At 60.5% G+C, this 16,032-nt stretch carries 12 protein-coding genes and 1 pseudogene; 5 read left to right on the top strand and 8 right to left on the bottom strand.

The window, feature by feature from the left end; all coding sequences use genetic code 11:
* From KDL09_RS10500 to KDL09_RS10510, 3 genes and pseudogenes are all read left to right on the top strand, one after another.
* A pseudogene (locus tag KDL09_RS10500) lies at positions 1-438 on the top strand (flotillin family protein); the annotation flags it as partial.
* Between the two features lie 18 nt (positions 439-456).
* Complete coding sequence (locus KDL09_RS10505; protein WP_294384562.1) at positions 457-804, top strand: SHOCT domain-containing protein; 348 nt, start codon at positions 457-459, stop codon at positions 802-804.
* A gap of 8 nt (positions 805-812) precedes the next feature.
* Positions 813-5,801 carry a DNA repair ATPase gene (locus tag KDL09_RS10510; protein ID WP_294384564.1) on the top strand — a complete coding sequence of 1,663 codons (4,989 nt, stop codon included), beginning with the start codon at positions 813-815 and terminating at the stop codon, positions 5,799-5,801.
* Here KDL09_RS10510 and KDL09_RS10515 read toward each other — a convergent pair whose 3' ends face one another.
* The 5 genes from KDL09_RS10515 to KDL09_RS10535 all read right to left on the bottom strand — a co-directional run bounded on the left by KDL09_RS10515 (position 5,802) and on the right by KDL09_RS10535 (position 11,165).
* Entirely contained in the window at positions 5,802-7,553 is a 1,752-nt protein-coding gene (locus KDL09_RS10515; protein ID WP_294384566.1) for a prenyltransferase/squalene oxidase repeat-containing protein, read from the bottom strand.
* Positions 7,554-7,564: 11 nt separating this feature from the next.
* Positions 7,565-8,065, bottom strand: coding sequence for a hypothetical protein (locus tag KDL09_RS10520; protein WP_294384570.1), 501 nt, complete (start codon positions 8,063-8,065; stop codon positions 7,565-7,567).
* A 63-nt stretch (positions 8,066-8,128) separates the two neighbouring features.
* Positions 8,129-8,491, bottom strand: a complete 363-nt coding sequence (locus KDL09_RS10525) for a DUF4870 domain-containing protein (protein WP_294384572.1) — start codon at positions 8,489-8,491, stop codon at positions 8,129-8,131.
* Between the two features lie 96 nt (positions 8,492-8,587).
* Positions 8,588-10,135 carry a Gfo/Idh/MocA family oxidoreductase gene (locus tag KDL09_RS10530; protein ID WP_294384574.1) on the bottom strand — a complete coding sequence of 516 codons (1,548 nt, stop codon included), beginning with the start codon at positions 10,133-10,135 and terminating at the stop codon, positions 8,588-8,590.
* A 169-nt stretch (positions 10,136-10,304) separates the two neighbouring features.
* Positions 10,305-11,165 (bottom strand): hypothetical protein, encoded by an 861-nt coding sequence (locus tag KDL09_RS10535; RefSeq protein ID WP_294384576.1) that lies wholly within the window; start codon positions 11,163-11,165, stop codon positions 10,305-10,307.
* 151 nt (positions 11,166-11,316) lie between these two features.
* Between KDL09_RS10535 and KDL09_RS10540 the strand changes: the two genes are divergently transcribed.
* Positions 11,317-12,615, top strand: a complete 1,299-nt coding sequence (locus KDL09_RS10540; protein WP_294384578.1) for an MFS transporter — start codon at positions 11,317-11,319, stop codon at positions 12,613-12,615.
* 49 nt (positions 12,616-12,664) lie between these two features.
* Here the strand turns inward: KDL09_RS10540 and KDL09_RS10545 are convergent, their stop codons facing one another.
* The 3 genes from KDL09_RS10545 to KDL09_RS10555 form a co-directional block, all read right to left on the bottom strand.
* Positions 12,665-13,105 (bottom strand): RNA-binding protein, encoded by a 441-nt coding sequence (locus KDL09_RS10545; RefSeq protein WP_294384580.1) that lies wholly within the window; start codon positions 13,103-13,105, stop codon positions 12,665-12,667.
* A 224-nt stretch (positions 13,106-13,329) separates the two neighbouring features.
* Positions 13,330-14,169 (bottom strand): periplasmic heavy metal sensor, encoded by an 840-nt coding sequence (locus KDL09_RS10550; protein ID WP_294384582.1) that lies wholly within the window; start codon positions 14,167-14,169, stop codon positions 13,330-13,332.
* A gap of 333 nt (positions 14,170-14,502) precedes the next feature.
* Positions 14,503-15,015: an RNA polymerase sigma factor gene (locus KDL09_RS10555; protein ID WP_294384584.1), complete on the bottom strand. Its 513-nt coding sequence runs from the start codon at positions 15,013-15,015 to the stop codon at positions 14,503-14,505.
* 121 nt (positions 15,016-15,136) lie between these two features.
* Here KDL09_RS10555 and KDL09_RS10560 point away from each other — a divergent pair.
* Positions 15,137-16,032 (top strand): serine/threonine-protein kinase (locus KDL09_RS10560; protein ID WP_294384586.1); only part of this gene is annotated, 896 nt, incomplete at its 3' end.

Raw genomic sequence — 16,032 nt, forward strand, 5'->3', positions numbered from 1 at the left:
GCCCAGATCAACATCCAGAAGGACATCGCCGCCGCTCAGGCCGGCGTGCTCGGCGAGGCCATGAAGTCCGCCAAGATCGAAATCGTCGGCGGCGAAAGCCAGTTCTTCGACAAAATCACCAGTGCCATTGGCAACGCACGCGCCATCGATCGCATGGTCGAAGGCAGCCGCACGCTGACCGATGTGAAGGAAACCTTCTTCAACGGCGATCCCGACTACTTCAAAGCCCAGCTCAAGACCGTCGTCGATCAATTCGGCCTCACCGCCGAAGACACGAAGAACCTCACGCTCAGCGCCCTCTTCGCCAAGCTCATCGGTCTCAACCCCGACTCCACCACGCTGAACAAGCTCACCGGCATGATCGGTGCCGCGAGCCGTTTCGGATTGACCGAACAAACCGTGGCCGGACTGCTCTCCGCGAAGTCGGCGAAGAAGTAATTTAACACTTCGTCCCAAATGATGCGCATCACTATCGGCGGCCCGCGGTCCACAACGCCCGGTTCAAAATCGGCCGACATTGCCAAGGTTAGCATAGTCGCCGGGGTCGCAATGGTGGTGATCTGCACCCACTTTGCCAAAGATGATTCACTAGGAACCAAAGTCGGCCTGTGCGCGGCCGTTGGAGTCGTCGCCAGCATCCTTATTGCCTTGGTTCTCAAGTCGCCCACACCAGTCGTGAAGCCATCTGTGACTTCAAGAGGAACCAAGGAGCGCCTGGAAGAACTTGATGAGCTTCGCCTCGCTCAAGTAATCACGGATCAGGAGTGGGCCTCAAAACGTGAAGAGATTCTGCGCCAACTTTGACGCGCCAAATGCCTGATCCCGCACCATCACCCCAACCTTCCCCGCAGCTCGAAGCCGGCGCTTACGAAGTCATTCGTCAGCGCCTGAACAAGCACGGCTCCGAGCTGCAGCGGCGGCTGGATCTGCTGAATGCAGATCGCAAGGCCGAGTTCGGCGGCATCGAGACCGCGTTGCTCGCGACAACGCGTCTGACGACGGAGAACAACTGCGTGCCGCGCGATCTCGCGGCGATCGGACCGAAGCGCTTCCTTTTTGGCTACAACGTTCATCTCGGGCTGCGCTCCACGATGAAGATCGAGGATGTGTTCGCGGTATATGATTACCAGGATGGCGATCACAGTTTTCATCCGAACAAAGACGGGCTGCTGGGCGATGCGCAGTTCGCCGAGGACTTCGCCTACCTCTACAACTACTACAAGCACGCCTCCTTCCTGAAGTTCCACCGCATCGGCCCGCACCTTTACATGGGCTTCCAGGTCGGGCAGCGCGCCACGGAGGTGAAGACCTTCAAGTGGCTCGTTGATGATGACAAAGGCACACTGCGCTACCTAGGCAACCGCAGCGATCACGAGTTTGTCTTCCCCGCACCGCAGGAGTTTGAATGGAAGCGTGCCACGCGGGACATGTACATCCACGGCACGCATCCGCACATCAGCATTGAGGATCGCGTTTTCGTCGAAACCATCGGCGGCGACCTCACGGTCAAAGTCGAGAACAACACCGACAGCGGCCGCGGCATCTTCAGCGAGCCCGTTGATAACAAGGACCAGACGCTCGACGACGCGGAGGTCCATTACGCCATCGTCGGCAATCTCATCGTGCTCAAGGTCCTGCCGTATCAGGAAAAGACATGGCGGCATCTCGTCTTCAACGAACGCACCCGTCAGGCGCATCGCATCGACAGCATCGCGGAAAGCTGTGTGCTGCTTCCTGACGATCACGGCATTCTGTTTCCCCACGGCTACGTCCTGCAAACCGGAGAGGTGCGACGGTTCGACACCGGACTGCCGCCGATGCGCTTCGAGAAACGCATCCCGGCCGCGAACGGTGAGGACACGCTCTTCATCTTCAGCCATCTCGAAAGCGGCTCGTATCTTCTGCTCAGCTACAATCTCATCACGCAGACTGTCGCCACCCCGCAGCCCTGCCACGGCTTCAGCCTGTTTCCGACGGGCGAACTTGTGCTCTTTGATGCCGACGCCGAACCGCGAAAACATCACGTCATTCAGGCCTGGCGTACGCCGTTCGTCTCCGCCGACATCAGCGAAGCAAAAGCCTCGCAGACGTTCTTGAGCAAGATCGGCAACGCGGAAATCGTCCGCGCCATGGCCGAGTGCAACGGCGTGCTCACGCTGCTGTCCAAGGACGATTCCTTCTCCGGGCTCTACGTCGAACTCGCACGTTCCTGCGGCGACATCGCCGACAGCTACTTCTGGGTGGGCCGCGACGAGACGCACGATCTCAAAAGCACGCTCATCGAAATCAAAACGACTGCCGAAGCCGCGCTCGGTGAGTTCGAAAAGGTGAGCCGCATGCGCAAGACGGCCGCCGATCAGACATCGGCGTTGCAGGAGAAATCACAGAAAGCGCTTAGCGCTGCCGCGAACACCGATCCAAGCGACATTCTCGGCTTCGTCGAGCTTCTCACGGCTCTGCGCGAGTTGCGCGGCCAGATCATCGCGCTGCGTGACGTGCGCTACACCGATCCGGCGGAGATCGATGCCATGGACAAGTCCGTGGCCGAAGGAGCGGACAAGCTCAGCGCCAAGTGCGTGACCTTCCTGCTCAAGCCGGAGGCTCTTGATCCGTATCGCAAGCAGATCACCGAGCAGCAGGCCCGTGTGCCATCGTTGGCGAAGGTCACCGAGGCGCAGGAAGTCGAGGACGCGCTCGCCAAATCAAGCAGCGAGCTGGAAATGCTCACCGCCATTGTCAGCGGACTCAAAATTGAAGACGCGACCGAGACCACGCGCATCATCGAAGGCATCTCCACACTCTTTGCGCAGCTCAATCAAGTGCGCAGCGTGCTGCGCAACCGCCGCAACGAACTCGCGAAGACTGAAGGCGCGGCGCAGTTCCAGGCACAGCTCAGCTTGCTCAGCCAGAGCGTGCTGAACTATCTCGAAGTCGCCACGACGCCCGAAAAGTGCGACGAATCGCTCACGCGTGTGCTGGTGCAGATCGAGGAGATGGAGACGCGGTTCTCCGACTTCGACGAGTACGCCGCCGAGCTCATCCAGAAGCGCGAAGAGGTGCAGACTGCCTTCGAATCGCGCCGCCAGAGCCTCAGCGACGCATTGAACCGCCGCATTGGCAGCCTCGGCCAGTCCGCCGAGCGCATTCTCAGCAGCATCCGCAACCGCCTCGCGAACTTCGCCAAGCCGGAGGAAGTCCACGCCTGGCTCGCCGCGGATGCGATGGTGGCCAAGCTGCGCGATCTCATCGACGAACTGCGCAAGCTCGGTGGCAGCGTGCGCGCAGACGAGCTGCAGACGCGCCTCAAAACCGTCCAGCAGGACTCGCTAAAGCAGATTCGCGACAAGTCGGAAATCTTTGTTGGCGGCGGTGATCTCATCCAGCTCGGCAAGCATCAGTTCAGCGTGAACAAGCAAGCGCTGGAGCTCACGCTGCTTCCGCGCGACGGCGCCCTCGCCTATCATCTCACCGGCACGCGCTTCTTTGAAAAAGTCGAGGACGCCGAACTTGAAGCTCAGCGTTCGGTTTGGGAGCAGGCGGTCGTCTCGGAGAACGAGCAGGTTTATCGCGCCGAATTCCTTGCCTGGCAGATGCTGAAGTCCGGAACGAGTGACGACGTCGCCACCTTCATGGCGCAGCGTTATCACGAAGGCTACACCAAGGGCGTTCACGATCACGACGCCGCTCTGATTCTGACGCCGCTGCGCGAAATGGAGAAGGCGCTCGGCCTGCTGCGCCATTCACCGGCGGCACGCGGTTACGCGCGGCTCTTTTGGCACGCGTGGCTCGAAGATGACGCCAAAAGAGCCCTCGCGGCGAGAATGCAGTCGAAAGGCCGCATGCGGACCCTGCTCGGTATTTCGAATGCCGAAGTCGATGAGGAGCTGACAAAACGCGTCATGGAGTGGCAACGAGTCGCAGTCCGCAGTGACGGATCGTCACCTCTCCAAATCGTGGCTTGCCTTCTCGATGAATTGCAGTCGAAGACGCACTTCACCCGTTCGGCAGCGGCTGTCGAACTTCTGCGTGCCTTCCGAAAAGAACTCACCGCCAAACGCGCCGCGAAGGACTTTGACGAGACGCTCACAGCGCTCGCTGCGCAGCCGCCGCTGGCCTTTGAAATCGCCTTGGAATGGGTTTCGGCGCTCAATCCGACCGCCGAGCGGAGCGTGCTCATCGAAACGGCGGCGCTCGTCGTCGTGAATGATCAGCCGCCCGCCACCACGCCGACGGAAGCGCCATCACGCCTCACGATCAGCGGATTCACCGGTGCTCATCCACGAATCGCGGAGTCCAAGATGGAACTCGATTACCACGAGTTCACCACACGGCTTCAGCGCTACGAAGCCGAGGTCGTGCCCGCCTTTGAGTCCTTCCAGGCGCTCAAGCATCGTCTGTCAGAAACCCGCCGCCGCGAATTGCGGCTCGATCAGTTCAAGGCAGGCGTGCTCAGCTCCTTCGTGCGCAACCGGCTCATCGATCAGGTCTATCTGCCGATCATCGGCGCGAATCTGGCCAAACAGCTCGGCGCGGCGGGCAAGGACACACGCACCGACCGCATGGGGCTGTTGCTGCTCATTTCACCGCCCGGCTATGGCAAGACGACGCTCATGGAATACGTCGCCAGCCGCCTCGGCATCACGCTGGTGAAGATCAACGGGCCTGCGCTCGGTCATCACGTGACCTCGCTCGACCCCTCGGAGGCCCGCAACGCAAGCGCGCGCGAGGAAGTAGAGAAACTCAATCTCGCCTTCGAGATGGGCGACAATGTCATGATCTACGTCGATGACATCCAGCACACGAATCCCGAATTTCTGCAGAAGTTCATCTCTCTGTGCGACGGCACGCGCAAAATCGAAGGTGTGTTCAAAGGCGAGGCCAAGACCTACGACTTGCGCGGTCGCAAGGTCGCCGTCGTCATGGCTGGCAATCCCTACACCGAGGTCGGCGGCAAATTCCAGGTTCCCGACATGCTCGCAAACCGCGCGGACACCTACAACCTCGGTGACATTCTCGGTGGACACGAAGAAGCCTTCAAAGACAGCTACATCGAGAACAGCCTCACCAGCAACGCCACGCTCTCGCGCATCGCCGCGCGCAGCCATGCGGACGCGCTTTCCATTCTGAAAATCGCCCAAACGGGCACGCGCGAAGGCGTGGAATTCGAAGGCAGCTACAGCGCCGAGGAGATCAACGAAGGCGTCGCCGTCATGGAGAAACTCCTACACGTGCGGGAGATCATCCTGCGTGTGAATCAGGCCTATGTCAGCAGCGCGGCGATGGAAGATGCCTACCGCACGGAACCGCCGTTCAAGCTGCAGGGCAGCTACCGCAACATGAACAAAATCGCGGAGAAGATCCTGCCGCTCATGACCGATGCCGAAGTCGCCGCCATCATCGCCGATCACTATCGCGGTGAAGCGCAGACCTTGAGCCAGGCCGCCGAGGCCAATCTGCTCAAGTGGCGTGAGATCAACGGCCTCGCCACCGACGAGGACAAGATCCGCTGGACCGAGATCAAGAGCACTTTCAAACGCAACCTCCTCACCGGCGGTGCAGGAGAAAATGACCCGATCAACCGCATCACCGGTCACATGAACGCCTTCACGCTCGGACTCGAAAAGATCGAGCAGGCCGTGAGCCAGCCCACCCTGTCGGACGTGACGATCGAGAAGCTCAAAACGATCATCGAAGGCCTGCGCGCCGTGCCGGTGAACGTCGAGATCAAGGTGCAGCCGGTGGAAAAAGAAGCGCCAGGTGAACTGCCGGTGGATGTCGCGAGCCGCGTGGATCAGGAATGATCACGCACTCTCGTTCGCGAGCGCCTTGCGAGCCGCCTTCAGAGAGCTCAGCGTCCAGATGACAGGGTAAAGCTGCTCGTGATACCAGAGACGGGCGAAGTAGAGCCCGATGGGTGCGGGCGAAAAGTGCGTTCCTTCCTTGGTGGCGGTGATGAGCCACCGGATACCGAGAAGCACATTCTCGCGCGTCGAACTGTTCACAACGTTAAGCGCCTGCAACGCGACAGCGGTCTCTTCAATGCTGGACGGGGCACTCGCATCACCGCCGAAGGAACCGTCGGCCTTTTGGGCTCTGAGGAGATAGTCGAGGCCCGATTGAATCAAAGCGTGAGCCATGGTGGCAAGCACAGTGTTTTCACGGAGGTGATTGATAACCTGCGCCGTGCCATACACCGGGTTCGATTCATCTGGCGTGTGTTCATTGCCAAACCAAAGCGGCGTCCAGGAACCATCGCGGTGCTGAACCGCTTCCAAATAGAGCAGCGCGTGCTGGGTGGCGGCGACGATGCGTTTCTGCAACGGGTCCGGCAGGTCATCGATCCACGTCCACCACGCGAGCAGAGCATGCGCTGTGATCTCCGGTGTGCTGCGATCAAACGGCAAGGCGCCCCAGCCTCGGCAGAAGGTCGGAATGCCTCCGTCGCGATTTTGGAGGTCCAGAAGCCAGCCTATCCCCTGCTCGATGGCGGTATCAGCCGAGTGACCAACTTGTTTGAGCGCGACGAGAGCGCTGCTGGTGTCATCGGCATCAGGAACGCCACCAGGAAGGTCGGTCCAAGCCCAGCCGCCGGGCGCGGCGTTGGTGAAGGGATGAATGTCGCGATATTGCTGCGCGAGGAGCCATTTGGAGACAGATTCGCGGACAAGAGTGTCCGCGTTCCCTTCCATCGCACGCAGCGAAAGTGTCGTGCCCCAGGTCGCGAGATTGGTGTCGATGGGCCAGCTTCCGTCCTCGCGCTTGGAACTTATGAGGAATTCGACGGCGAGCGGAAGACAGGGATGATCGAGCTGATGCGCACCCGCGAGAGCCATGGTGACAAAACTCGTCAGCGGGGTGGCTTCGAGATAACCGCCGCTGGATGGCTGCAATGTCTGAAGCATCGGACGAACCCGCGACCAGGTGAGCGCACGAATCCAGCGCAGCGGATTCCACAATGCAGGCGGCGCGTGATGAAAACGTGCGTGACCGATGGCGATCAGCGCCGGAAGTGCATAGCTGACGACAGGAAGACCGATGGCGCCGAACCAGGTGCGCGGCAATGCGGCGAGTTCGAACGGAAGTGCGATGACATGACGCCAGCCATCTTTGCCCAGCGTGCCGCAAAGGGTGCAGAGCATGAGAATGGGAACAGAGAAGGTCTTGTCCTTACCGTAGCGGGCGATGACCGCTCTGGCGATGGCTTGAGGCTCGAGGGATCCGACGTGGGCGATTATCCATTCGTCAGCTGCGACGCAGCGCGTCCCCACCCGATGCAACGCGCTCCAGCAGAGCAGTGTCGTTGAGAGATTGCTTTTGCTGAGCGTCGTGTCGCCCCACCCACCGTCCGCGTTCTGATGTTCGCGGAGCCAGCATGCGCCGGCTTCGATGTGGACGGCGTGTTGGTTGGAATCAACCAGCGACAAAGCGACAATGGCCGTCGCGGTGGAAAGCGCGCTGCTGGAAAGATGTCCTTCCCAGTGGCCGCGCTCGTTGCGCAACGCATCGAGATGCGACTGCGTGCTGACGATGGCGCGGTCGAGAGCGTCCATCATGGGAGCAGTCCTCAGGCTTCGAGTTTCAGCTCAGGGCGGGCCTCGATGGCCTTGGTGATCGAATCCCATCCGCCGGGACGCTGCTGCTGGAACATGTAGAGATACAAAGCGGCCTGTTTGGCCGGATAGGCCGCGAGAAGGGCGGCCACAGCGGCTTCGGCCTTGTCATCGGCGATCACTTCGGGAAGCTCGGTGACTTCGCCTTTGCCATCGTGCGCGATCTCGGCGGCATCCAGAAAGGTGATAAGCATCTGAGCCTGTCCTTTGAGCAGCCAGATCTGGAAGATCTGCGCGGTGACTTCCTCGTTCGATTTCGTGTTGAGCTGCTCGAGAAGCCATTCGGCCTGTTTGGCGCGAGGTTTCTCCAAAATGAAGGCTGGACGCAGTCGCTTGGCCGGTGCGAGCGATTCGATGACGGCCTTGTAAGCGGCGCGCTGATCGGTCTGCAGATAGGTCATGATCTGCATGCGCAGCTCGACGCCGATGGCTTGAAGGAGTTGGTTGGGTCGCATCTGGTTTTGGGGAAACGGGGGCCTCTGCTAGCACCACGACACGGGAGTCGCAACCGTTTTGCCTCACAGCAGGCGAAACGTCAGCGGGAAGCGGTACACGTTCCCCTCCGAGGCGCTCACAATGCCGATGATGGTGAGCACGATCGTGGCAATGCCGACGATGATGAGGAGGGGGATGCCCACGAGAACGAAGCAGAGAAGGAAGGATGCGAGGGCATAGAAGAAATAGGTGATCTGAAAGTTCAGCAGCTCGCGCCCCTGCCGGTCAATGTAGCTGCTCTGATCTTTTTTGATCAGCCAGACGACGAGCGGGCCCAGGATGGGGAACCCGACGAGACAGAGCACATGCATGACGATGCCGAGCGTCTTCTCGTCCTGGGTGACCGGCGACTGCGGCAGGGAGGGAGGTGGCGTGTTTGTTTCCATGGCGGTGGCATCGTAGTACGCCGCGTCCAAAGTCCAAATACAAACGCGGAGCCAGTTTCCCGGCTCCGCGCAGTGGATGATGCTGAAACGAATCGATTAACCGATCTTCGGCAGTTCGAAGCCGGCGGCGTATTCGTCCTGGGACAGCTTGTTGGCTTCCTCGGCGAATTCTCCGGTGAACTTCTCGGCGACAGGGTCGAACTCGAGCCATGGACCGGCGCTGATTTTGTCGGCAGCGAGGTCGATCTTGTTGGCTTCGAGGTTGGCGACGAAGTCGGCAAGGGTTTCCTGGCCGGCCTTGTCGTTGGCGAGGCGTTCCTTGATCTCGTCGACGCTCAGCTGCTTGCCGAGGCGATAGGAGACGTTGGCGAGCTCTGCCAGCGCGGCGGCGTGGTAGCCGTGGGCGACGTGGAGATTGCTGTTGGTGAGCTTGCCGGCACGCACGGAGTCGATGAAGTTCTTCATGTGGTCGGCGCCGTCGTCGAAGTTGTCGAACTTCTGGATCGCCTGGCCTTCATTGTCGTAAGCCTTGGCTTCGGCAACGAAACCACCTTCGCAATGGATGACGTTACCGATACGGGGGGCTGCGGTCTTGCCGTTGATGCGGAAGACAGGCTCATAGCCCTTGGTCCAGTTCATGTCCTTCATCGGGAGGCCGCGATTGTCGAACAGCAGCGGCGCGCCTTCAGGCCACTGATAGAAGGCCATCTGGTTGTTGGCGGTTTCACCGTCGTCGTCATAGCCCCAGCGTCCGCCGAAGCTCATGACACGCTTGGGCAGCAGATCAGGATTGCCGAGCGCCCAGCGGGCGACGTCGAGCTGATGCGGCCCCTGGTTGCCAATGTCGCCATTGCCGTAGGCCCATTGCCAGTGCCAGTCGTAGTGCATCTGCTCGCGACGCATGGGCATGACCGGACGCGGAGCAGACCAAAGGGTGTAGTCGAGATCAACGATCTGCGGCTTGCCGCCGGTGTCGCGGAAGGTGCCGGCGATGCGGCCGTTGGCATCGGGCTGCGCAGGCGCGGCCACTTTGCCAATGCTCTTGCGAGCCTTGTAGTTGATGCCGCGGGACAACGTGGTTTTGCCAATGTGACCGGCTTTGACCCAGTCCATGGCGGCCTGCCAGCCGGGGGAGGAGCGGCGCTGCATGCCGTGCTGCACCACGAGCCCCTGCTTTTCAGCGACAGCGGCGGCTTCGACGAGCCTGCGACCTTCCCACATGTTGTGAGCAACGGGTTTTTCGACGTACACGTGCTTGCCGTTCGCGATCGCGGTCATGGCGATGAGCGTGTGGCTGTGATTTGGTGTGGCGATGGTGACGGCGTCGATGTCCTTGTCGGCACAGCATTCACGGAAGTCCTTGTACTGCTTCACCGTGATGTTTTTCTTGGCGAGATCGGCGACTTTTTTCTCCATCACCTTGTTGTCCACGTCGCACAGGGCGACCAGGCGGACACCCTTGATGCCGAGCAGGCTGCCGATGTGACCAGAGCCACGGCCATTGAAGCCGATCACGGCGACGCGGACGTCACCGTTGGCACCCAGAGGTGCGGCGAAGGAGGGGAGGGCGGCGAGACCGGCAGCGCCGGCCACAGTGCCGCGAATGAAGGTGCGGCGGGTGGTTTGGGTTTGGTTCGTTTGCATGGGATGGAGAGGGTGGAATGGGTCACAGCCACACCGAAGGAAGGCGCGGCCACAGAATTTGACGAGCCTAGCCAAAACGCCGGGCAAAAGGCAACCTTTCCTTTCACCCGGCGGCAGTTTGCGATTTACCGGGTGCCAGGCGTCATGACCGGCTCAGATGGCACAGTGATCAGGGCTGTGGTTTCGGTGCCGGGAGCGGGGGGGCGTCCGGCTCGAAGTCGAGCACGTCCTGATGCGTGCGGAGAGCTTTGCGTGCCTTGTCGAAGAAGGATGTGAGGTCCTCGGCGTTCATCTGCTGCTTGTCGTCGATGAAGGCGTGCAGCTTCTGAATCTGTGCGTCAGCGTCGAGGTTGACCGAGCCCATGACCTTCTGCGCACGTGAGTAGGTGCTGGAGAACTTGCCCTGAGCCTGCTCGAAGGCCTCTTTGGCCCCTTCCTGACGCTGGTACTCTTTCTCAGCCTCACGGAAATCCTTGCTGAAGAGACGCTTGAAGAAGCCGCCTTTGGGCTTGGCGATCTGCTTCGAAGCCTGGGCCTCAAAGTAGGCTGCCAGCTCCTGAAACTCCTGCATGGGCTTCTGATACTGCTTTTTCAGGTAGCCCAGACCGGTGGTGATGATGGTGAGCTTCTCGACTTCGGCTTTCGAAAGGTTCTGACCGGCCTTCACCTTGTCTTCAAGGAGGTCGATGTACTGCAGCGTGGTTTTGTTGCCCTCGAAGATGTTTTCAAACTCCTTCGCGGCGGTGGCCAGACGCTGGCGCTCGCCTTTGCGCAGTTCATCGATCTTCTTTTCGTGCTCGTCGTTGAGCGCGGTGATCATCTTCTGGTGCTGTGCAGCCTGGGTGTCCAGCGTGCGCTGGAATTCGGCCTCCTTCGCCTTCAGTTCATCGGCATGTTCGGCTTTGATGCTCTCAAGCGCCGCCTGGGCGGCTTCGAGATCGGAGTGGGATTGGAACAGGAACCAGCCCAGCACGCCGGAGGCGAGAAAACTGAGCACGAGCAGTGCGGTGAGGTTTTTGATGGCGGTCATGACAAGGGGAAGGGTTTATGAGACCTGGATGGTTCGCAAGGGCATTCCCTGCGCAAGTATTGCGCCATCCAGCATGGGTCATGCACGCCTTCCGGCTGTTCATCAAGCCGGAATCCTGCTAGGGCTGGTGGAAATTCAGCGTCTTCTTCAGATGTCCACCGCCGCCAAACCCACGATCGTCCGTCATCAAATCCTCGCCACGGCAACGATGGTGGCCTTCCTGATGTATCTGGACCGGATCTGTCTGGCGAACATCGTGGGCTCAGACTCGTTCCAAAAAAACATGGCTCTCGAGGGCTGGCAGATCGACTGGGTGAAAGGCGCGTTCTTTTGGGCCTACGCGCTGGCCCAGGTACCGGCGGGCTGGTTGAGTGACCGCTTTGGCACACGCGCGCTCATCACGATCTACATCGCCACCTGGTCTCTCTTCACCGCGGCGACAAGTTTCTCCCTCGGATTCACCACGCTTCTGATCGCACGTCTCGGCTGTGGTCTCGCGGAGGCGGGCTATTACCCGGCAAGCAGCGGACTGCTAACGCGCTGGGCGCACATCGAGTCGCGCGGATTCGCCAGCAGTCTCATATCATGGGGTGGACGCGTTGGCGGTGCTGCGGCACCCGCATTGACGGCCTACGTCATCCTTCGCGCAGGCGACTGGCGCTGGGCCGGCTGGTTATACGGCCTCGTCGGCATCGTGGTGGCCGTATGCTACTGGCGGGTGTTCCGTGAACACCCACGCTCTCATCCGCGCTGTAACGAAGCCGAGATTCGAGTGCTGGCAGAAGGACGCGGTGACTTTCAGCCTGCCAAGGACCCGCCACGACGTTTTCCTTTCATCGCGGCCTGCCGTAGCTGGAATCTCTGGATGGGCAACGCGGTGCAGTTCTTCACCAACATCGGATGGGCCTTCCTCATTCTCTCGCTGCCGGACTATCTCAAAAAGGTCATGCATCTCGACGACGGCATGAGCGGCATCATCACCACCGGGGCCTTGTTCATTGGCATCGTGGCGCTGCCTTTGGGCGGCCTTCTTACCGACTGGATCTCACGGCATCACGGCCGGCGGCTGGGGCGCATGCTGCCGATGTCGCTCACCAAATTCGCGGCCGCTGCGTGTTACCTGCTCGCTCTCTGGACGGATTCGCCCTGGGGCATGGCCATCGCCTTTGGCCTCGTGGCGTTTTTTGCCGACATCGGCCTGCCTGCGATGTGGACCTTCATGCAGGACATCAGCGGCAAACATCAGGCGCAGCTCTTTGGCTGGGGCAACATGTGGGGGAACTTTGGCGCGGCCATCATGCCCGTCCTATTCACCGCCGTGCTGAAGTCCTTCGACACAAATCAGGACTTCCACGAAGGCGTGTGGATGTGTGCCGGAGCGTTCATGCTGGCCGGCGGTTTCGCGCTGTTCGTGAACGCAGAAAAGCCCGTAATCCAAGAGGACGCGTAATTCGCGTCTGCTTGAATCACGGGCGTGAAATCAAATCAGGGGGCAGGTTTTACCAGCCTTCGCTGTCGCCACCGCGGTTGCCACGGTCGAAACCGCCGCGCTTGCCACCACCACCACCGCCGCCGTAGCCACCGCGACCACCGCCGCCGTAACCACCGCCGCCGCCGCCACCACCACCGTAGCCGCGACCACCGCCGCCGCCACCGTAGCCACGACCACCGCCACCGCCTGCCGGACGTTCTTCACGCGGGCGGGCTTCGTTGATGGCCAGTTTGCGGCCCATGAACTCCTGGCCGTTCTGCGCATTGATCGCAGCATTCATCGCTTCTGCGGAGTCCATCGTCACAAAGGCGAAGCCACGCGGGCGGCCGCTTTCACGGTCCATCGGCAGGAAGACTTCGGTGACACCACCGTATTGGGAGAACAGCTCACGAACGTCTTGTTCTTGAGCGGCGAAGGGCAGGTTGCCCACGTACATCTTGGTATTCATATCGTTGTTGAGTGCAGTCTGCTGCTTCGCGCCAGAGCCAGCCCCGATCATCGGTATATGAACACCATCGGATTCAAAATCACCTGATGAACGACTGAGCCTGACCCTTAACAGGTGACTTGGGGCGTTTTATCGCCAGAAAAGTGCCAAAGGCAAACAAAACTTTTCTACGGTTTCACCTCAGATGATTCGAAAAACCGCACCGGCTGAAGCGCCCATGAGGGTCATTTGCTCAGCTTTCCTTCCACGTAAGTAAGAATGCGTCCTACCTTCTCCGCGTCCTGCGCGGCCTTGGCTTCCTCGAACGCCGCCTTGGCCTGAAGCAGCTCGCGAATGAGCGTCAGCGACACGATTGCCTGCCCGGAACCTTGAACAGCCTCATAGCGCTGACGCAGCGTCTCGAGATCCGTGCCGCCGGTTTCGAACTTGGAGAAGTCGATCTGGTCCGGTTCGGCTTCCATCTCCTTGAGATGCGAATCTTCGACCAGCTGATCCAGTTTCGCATTCGCCTCGACCAGCTGACCGCTTTTGACGAGCTGTTCAATTTCACCGCCACGAGTCTTCATGGCATCGGTGGGCGGAATGCCGAGCGACTCCACGGCCGCGCGCAGTTTGCCCATCTTTTCATTCACCCGGAACTCGAGGTCGCCCTGCGAGGCGATCTTGGGCGGACCGAGCTTCCGCGCTTTCTGGAGCTGTTCCGGCGTCAGCACGTCGCGCACTTCGATCAGCGCTCGCAGCTGCAGCTGCTTCACCGCGGCTTCGGCATCGAGCAGCTTGGTCAGCTGCGCTGCAGCGGCCTCAGCAGTGGTGGTGGTGTCCTGCAAAAGATGGCCCAGAGCCCTTTGCTGCTCCTTCACCTGCTGCTCGAGGGGTTCGGCCTGCGCACGCGCCTCGCCAAGCCGGGAGTTCAGCTTCGTCTGCTGCTCCTCCGTCAGCGCGAGCTCGTCACGAACCGTGACAATCAGATCTGGATGCAACAGGCCGTTTTTCAGCCACTCCTCGACGTTGGCGGCACGCAGGCTCGCAGAGGTGAGGACGAGAAGGCAAAGGATGAATTTCATGGGATGTGGGATTGGAGATGATCTGGTAGAAGAAAGTCGGAAGGAGCCTGCAGCTCGATGAACGAGGGCCGGACGCCCGCAAACAGCTCAGCGGGAGGGGCGTCAAAAAGCGGCGGCAAATCGCTGAGTTGTGGCGTTGCTTTCGACGAATGCATGAACCAGGCCGCTGAAATCGCGATGCAGGCTGTGGCGAGTGAGGCAGGAATCCACCGCACCGACGCGCGAGAGCGTGAAATGGGACGATTCAACCATTCGCCCCGCCAGACTGGCGCATCCTCATGGTCGAGGCGGCGTTGACGCGCAAAGAAGGCGCGCAAATCGTTGTCGTGCTCGTCACTCATGCTCTGAAACGGGTTGCAGCAGTGTGCGCATGCGCGCCTTGCCGCGTTCGTAGTGCTGACGTGCAGATCCGACCCCCACGCCCATGACCTGTGCGGCTTCGTTGATCGTGAGATCCTGGTAAAACACGAGATGCAGCACCTCCGCCTGCCGGGCAGGCAATTGTTTCAAACAGCTTCGCAGTTCGGCATGTCGCTCCTTCACCTCCATGTGTCGCGAGGGCGCAGGATGATGGTCCTCGATGAAGAAGGCGAGCAGCTTGCCCACCAGCGACTCGCGATACCGTTGCCGCCGAAGCTCTTCGTGCGCGGTGAATCTGATCACGCCAAACCACCAGGTCTTGAAGCTGGAGCGGCCATCGTGTGTCGCACGCTCCTGGGCGAGCTTGAGATACGCATTTTGCAATACGTCCTCCGCACAGGCGTGATCGCCCGCACAGCAGTGCAGCGCCCAGCCAAAGGCGTCGGGATGCAGAGCTTCGAGCTGGTCGGCGATGGCGCGTTCCATTCATTTCCCGCTGGGTGACGCGGGCGCGCTCCATGTATGACACGCCCCGGCAAAAATGCAGGTTGCGACGGCGGAACTCTCCTTGCTAGTGTGCTTCTGTGGCCCGGCACCCTTTTTTCCCATGAGCACCGCTTCCTCCGGTTCCAAACCTTCCGGCGGCTGGCAGCCTCCGTCGCTGGAGGAAATGCAGGCGATGCTGCCGCAGTATCAGTTTGAGGCCATTCTCGGCCGCGGTGGCATGGGCGCGGTTTATAAAGCGGTGCAGGTCACGCTCGACCGCAAGGTCGCCATCAAAGTACTGCCGGTCGACTTGATCGACAACACGGACTCCCAGTTCGCCGAACGCTTCAAAAATGAAGCCCGCACCATGGCGAAGATGAACCACCCGAGCATCGTCAAAGTATTCGACTTTGGCGAAACGAACACGGGCCTGCTCTACATCGTGATGGAGTTCATCGACGGCACGGACGTCTCCAAGATGATCGCGTCGCAGGGCAAGCTGCCGGAGGACTACGCTCTGTCCATCACGGCGCATGTGAGCGATGCGCTCGCCTACGCGCACAAAAACGGCATCATTCATCGCGACATCAAGCCGGCGAACATCCTCATCAACATGGAGGGTGCGGTGAAGGTGGCCGACTTCGGTCTGGCCAAGGCCAATGATCCCGGCCAGAGCGGCATCACCAAGACGAACATGGCCATGGGCACGCCGGACTTCGTGGCACCGGAGGCTTTTATCCCCGGCGTCCCGCTCGACAGCCGCGCGGACTTGTATGCCATGGGGGTGATGCTTTACCAAATGCTCACTGGGGAGATTCCGCGTGGCATCTGGACGCTGCCGGGCAAGAAGCTCGGCACCGACCCGCGCTTTGATGCGATCATCACCAAGGCGATGCAGACGGACCGCGAAGTGCGCTATCAGAGTGCCACCGACCTTCGCCGCGATCTGGACACGATTCTGACGCTGCCGCGAGCAGCCCTCATCGCCCAGCAGCAGGCGGCGGCAGAGGCCACCGC

Origin of the sequence: Prosthecobacter sp., from assembly GCF_020439865.1 — a bacterium.
Lineage (GTDB): Bacteria > Verrucomicrobiota > Verrucomicrobiia > Verrucomicrobiales > Verrucomicrobiaceae > Prosthecobacter.

Coding starts and splice junctions, on each gene's coding strand:
- KDL09_RS10505 (WP_294384562.1), top strand. CDS start 457: ATGATGCGCATCACTATCGGCGGCCCGCGGTCCACAACGCCCGGTTCA.
- KDL09_RS10510 (WP_294384564.1), top strand. CDS start 813: ATGCCTGATCCCGCACCATCACCCCAACCTTCCCCGCAGCTCGAAGCC.
- KDL09_RS10515 (WP_294384566.1), bottom strand. CDS start 7,553: ATGATGGACGCTCTCGACCGCGCCATCGTCAGCACGCAGTCGCATCTC.
- KDL09_RS10520 (WP_294384570.1), bottom strand. CDS start 8,065: ATGCGACCCAACCAACTCCTTCAAGCCATCGGCGTCGAGCTGCGCATG.
- KDL09_RS10525 (WP_294384572.1), bottom strand. CDS start 8,491: ATGGAAACAAACACGCCACCTCCCTCCCTGCCGCAGTCGCCGGTCACC.
- KDL09_RS10530 (WP_294384574.1), bottom strand. CDS start 10,135: ATGCAAACGAACCAAACCCAAACCACCCGCCGCACCTTCATTCGCGGC.
- KDL09_RS10535 (WP_294384576.1), bottom strand. CDS start 11,165: ATGACCGCCATCAAAAACCTCACCGCACTGCTCGTGCTCAGTTTTCTC.
- KDL09_RS10540 (WP_294384578.1), top strand. CDS start 11,317: ATGTCCACCGCCGCCAAACCCACGATCGTCCGTCATCAAATCCTCGCC.
- KDL09_RS10545 (WP_294384580.1), bottom strand. CDS start 13,105: ATGAATACCAAGATGTACGTGGGCAACCTGCCCTTCGCCGCTCAAGAA.
- KDL09_RS10550 (WP_294384582.1), bottom strand. CDS start 14,169: ATGAAATTCATCCTTTGCCTTCTCGTCCTCACCTCTGCGAGCCTGCGT.
- KDL09_RS10555 (WP_294384584.1), bottom strand. CDS start 15,015: ATGGAACGCGCCATCGCCGACCAGCTCGAAGCTCTGCATCCCGACGCC.